Here is a 2,810-nt window from a genome sequence, read left to right on the forward strand (position 1 = left end):
CTCCGGGTGGCTACGGGGCGTTATTTTGCAGTTTGGTGCCGTATTTGACGAGTTGTTGGGGTTTGTAGATCTCGCCGTAGGAGTCTTTGTAGCGGTTTTTGATGTAGCGGTGGAGGACGATGTTTACGCCGTTTAGGCCTTTGGGGGAGTTTTCGATGAGGGAGCGGGTGAATTTTGGGATGGGGTTGTGGGATTGGGTGACCTGGTTGGCGGCGTAGGCGACGAAGAGGAAGGCGGCGCCGTAGGAGTTGTTGCTGTCGGTGGTGAAGCCGGTTGCCGGGTTGATGTTTGGGTCGCGCAGGTAATCATCGACGTAGGTGGCCGGGAAGCTGCCGTTGATGTATTCGGCGTAGACGGCCATGCCCTCGTCGAGCCACTCGACGTCGGCGCCGTCGCTTAAGTAGAACAGCAGGTGCTCGAACTCGTGGGCGAGTGTGTTGTACGCCTCGTTTGGCGAGTTTTTAATGAGCCCGCCGTCCAGATAGATGAGCTTCATCTGGTTTTGTCCCGAAAGGTCGTTTGCGTCGAAGTAGCCGTCCAGACCGTTAAGGTCGGTGATTAGGATGTTTACATACTTTGCGCGGTCGCGCCCGGATGCATTGCTGAAATAATCGATATCGCGTGAGTAGATACGTTTATCGAATCGCATAAGCAGGTTCGATAGGGTCGCCTTTGGAATATACTGGGCGGTATCCACCCAGATATATGTATGGTTCCCGTTCGCCAGCAGCTTGGCCTTAAACGTTCTTTCTTTGCCGCCCGTGTTGCCGTAAACACTAAAACCACGTGTTTGACCAACGTGATAGGATGGTTTGGGCGGCTGAACTTTTGTTGTGTTGGATAAGGCGGCGGCCTTGCGCGACGAGCCCCGTGCTACCTCGGTGTTATGGTTAACATTCATTGCAAGAGCGGTTGCTGTATTTACCGTATCATTTACCGTATCGCTCGTTGTCGATGTTGGTTTCTCGCGGATGGCCGAGTACCGGTGTAACGTGTGTTGCATGCTCCGGGCGGCCATGCTTTGGTGCGTGGGTGACTGGGCGATAACCTTCGCGCCGAAAAGGTACAGCGATGCGACAACGGTTATAAATATTCCTACATAAAGTGCTTTGACGTGGTTCTTCGGATCGGCCGATCTAGCTATAAACACTTGTACCTCGCAGCAACCAGACTCTAAATTGACACATGCCTGCAAGTATAATGATTTAATCACCGATGTGCAATGATAAACGCCTGGTGGGTGACGGTATGTAGGGCAAGCGGTGGTTTGGCGCTCAACGGCGCGCGGACGTGCAAAAACGCGGTTAAAATGCTAGAATCATAAAGGTAAAGGGGCTCTGTTTAGCCCTATGTGGAGGAAGTCATTTGCAATTGGCAAATCCGTTTCTTAAGGTCGCGGGCTTAAGCGATCGGCAGATAAAAAAGATCGAAGCGGTGGGGAAAAACATCCAACTCATTGCCGATTTAAGTTACTCGGATATCGTTATGTACTGCCCGTCTGAGGCCGGTATTGTGGCCGTGGCGGCGGTTAAGCCGAATACCTCGATATCCGTACGTCCCGATAACATCGTCGGGCAGGTCTTCGAACATCCCCCGGAAGCTATAACAAAGGCGTTTACCGGCGGCGTGCGCGTCGAGGAACGGTACGGTGAGTTTAACGGCGCGGCTCTCACGATTTACGCCATCCCGATTAGGGACTCTGGGAGGGTTATCGCGGTTATAACGAGCGAACGGCGTTCTCCGGAGGACTGGCGCCCGAGCGAGATGGAGCAGATGTATGTGGCGTCGGCGGATGACCTGATCGAGATGATCGAGGCCGGCGTGGATGTGGGGATTACTTTTCCGTCTTCAAAGGAAGCGGGTGATGGGCTGCTGCGCGTGGACTTCAACGGGATTATCACCTATGCCACCCCGAATGCGGTTATGATCTACCGGCGCCTGGGCGTTGACGCGCTCGTGGGCAAATCTATTTATGAGATCGGGCTGGATGAGACGCCGATCTTAAGTGCGCTTGAGGATAGAAAAGCGGTACGGCGCGAGGTGACCGAGAAGAACATGACGGTTATCAAGCGGGCTATCCCGCTGATTGAAAAAGACCATGTCAAAGGTATAATTGCGATTGTCCGTGACGTCACGGATGTGCGGGCTCGCGAGCAGCAGCTTAAGATAAAAGAGGCGACGATCAGGGAGATCCACCACCGGGTGAAAAACAACCTGCAGACGATAGCGAGTCTTCTGCGGCTGCAATCGCGCAGGATGGAAACGCCGGAGGCACGCCAAGCGCTGCTGGAGAGCGTCGGGCGCATCTCGAGCATTGCGGTCGTCCATGAAATACTCTCGCAAAGCGGCAGCGGCACGCTTGATTTTAAAGAGATCGCGGGTAACATAACCGGGATGATCCAGAGCAGCCTGGTGCACCCGGATAAAAAGATAACCATCATGACCAGGGGCGCGGGCGGGCAAATCCCATCTCCGATGGCGACGGCGCTTGCGCTTGTCTTAACCGAGCTTGTACAAAACGCCGTCGAGCATGCCTTTGAGGGGCGCGATAGCGGAAAAATCATCATCTTGCTTGAGAGGCGAGGCAAAACGCTTACGATGGCCGTCAACGATGACGGCATAGGGTTGCCGGAGGGCTTTGATATCGGCAAGAATAGCAATTTAGGCTTGCAGATAGTGCACACACTGGTAACGGATGAGCTTGGCGGAACCTGGGACATGCAAAGCGAGAACGGCACCAAAGTCACAATAAAAGTGTCGGTAGAACAGGTTTCGCAGGATGTATAGTAAGAGCAGTAAGAGCAGTAAGA

Annotated in this window: 2 protein-coding genes; one reads left to right on the forward strand and one right to left on the reverse strand. The window is 53.7% G+C overall.

What is annotated here, in order from left to right; genetic code table 11:
* Nucleotides 1-10: 10 nt before the first annotated feature.
* Complete coding sequence (locus COY37_RS00240; protein WP_286678746.1) at nucleotides 11-1,150, reverse strand: hypothetical protein; 1,140 nt, start codon at nucleotides 1,148-1,150, stop codon at nucleotides 11-13.
* Nucleotides 1,151-1,365: 215 nt separating this feature from the next.
* Here COY37_RS00240 and COY37_RS00245 point away from each other — a divergent pair, with 215 nt between their 5' ends.
* Complete coding sequence (locus tag COY37_RS00245; protein ID WP_286678745.1) at nucleotides 1,366-2,787, forward strand: sensor histidine kinase; 1,422 nt, start codon at nucleotides 1,366-1,368, stop codon at nucleotides 2,785-2,787.
* Nucleotides 2,788-2,810 lie beyond the last annotated feature (23 nt).

Source organism: Candidatus Aquicultor secundus (assembly GCF_002791875.1).
Lineage (GTDB): Bacteria > Actinomycetota > Aquicultoria > Aquicultorales > Aquicultoraceae > Aquicultor_A > Aquicultor_A secundus.